Source organism: Pedobacter sp. 01T416_2, from assembly GCF_056398925.1.
Window position 1 is genome coordinate 1 of sequence record NZ_JBFTQI010001064.1, and the last position, 1,532, is coordinate 1,532.

Consider the following 1,532-nt stretch of genomic DNA (forward strand, 5'->3'; position numbering starts at 1 on the left):
GCCATCAAGAATCGCAATTCATTGATTCGCGGCTTGCTTGAGCTCAAAAATTAGCGTGAATTTTTAACTTGCCTCGGTAAACGGAGTACGATTTTTAAATGCAGGATTATTTTATATATGGTAAGTTGGCTGCGTTATTTCGGCATGGAGATGCTTGCTTACAGCACAACCTTATTGCTGAGGCCTATGTCAGGACACAATAAAAAAAGGGATGCAGTGTCATGAACTGCATCCCTTTTACTTAATCTTAAAGGTTTATTCGCCTTTTTTCATTTTCTCCAACGTAACCTGGTATTTCGCTTTATTTTCGGCTGCAACCAGGTCCACCGCTTTCTGCTGCATGGCAATCGCCTGGTCCTTTTTGCCCAGCTTATACAGCAGGTTGGCATAGGTGTCCAGGTAGGCAGGCTCCTTGTTTTGGGTCTCATCCACGCTGCGTTTACTCCAGCTCAGCGCCTCAGTAATACAGTTAGTATCTTTACAGTTTTCAAAAACCGCCCATGCAAAGAAATTCAACATATCAGCGCTTACTTCGGCACCGTATTTTTTCATATAACTTAGTATTGCCGGCTGAAATTTGTCCCATTTTTTTTCGGCATGAAAAACCTGAATCTTTATCAGTTCGGTGGCTTTACTGATGTCTACTGTTGGGTATTTCGCCTGTGCGGCAGCAACCAGTGAATCTACATTGACATTGGATTTTCGAAGTCCGGGATAAATATTTTCCTCCAGAACAACGGCACTCAGGATTTCATTTGATTTTCCTTTTCCCAGAACAGCATCTACTTTTTCAGGATCTTTTAACATCAGGTCAAATCCCTTGCTTTGGCTGCTTCTGGTGTATTTGCTAACAAATTCCAGGTTCTCTTTGGTATACAGGTCTTTTTGTGTAGCCATGTAAGCGCTGGCAAACTTTTCGGAGTTTTCCTCATCATAGGCTGCTTCGGCACTAACTGCCAACTGTTTCAGGGTCTCAGGAGCAGCATTTCCAGACTCGCTTTTTTTCAGTAGCGTGTAATATTGGGTTTCTGGGTTCAGTGCCATCTTCGCTTTGGCGATAAATTCATCTGCCTCTCCACCGCCTACAATACGGTGTACGAGCTTGCCCTGCGGAGAAAAGATCAGAAAGGTAGGATAGGCATTTATCTTGAACTCTTTGCTCATCGATTGGGCATCCGCATACCAACTTTTAACTTCTTCGCTATCATTTTTGGTTTGATCGAACTGTATCTTAACATTTACAAAGTTTTTGTTGAAGAATTCGCCGACCTTTTCCTGCGGAAAAATGGTACTGGCCATGTATTTGCAAGGGCCGCACCAGGTTGTAAAGCAGTCTACCAAAAGGTATTTGTTCTCTTTTTTAGCTTTATCTTTTACCTGCTGCCAGGAAAGCCCATGTTCAAAATGTGTGCCTTTAACTTGGGCCGTACCGATAAAAGGCAGCAACAGGAATATTAAAAATAATTTTTTCATACAGTTTGTTTTCTATAAGTTTCTTTGGGTGATTACATTTTAACGGGACAATTCTATCA

At 41.9% G+C, this 1,532-nt stretch carries 1 protein-coding gene; it reads right to left on the reverse strand.

Annotated elements, in window-relative coordinates; all coding sequences use genetic code 11:
• Positions 1–255: 255 nt before the first annotated feature.
• Positions 256–1,473 carry a thioredoxin family protein gene (locus AC1DPQ_RS27370; protein WP_477611507.1) on the reverse strand — a complete coding sequence of 406 codons (1,218 nt, stop codon included), beginning with the start codon at positions 1,471–1,473 and terminating at the stop codon, positions 256–258.
• Between the last annotated feature and the right edge of the window lie 59 nt (positions 1,474–1,532).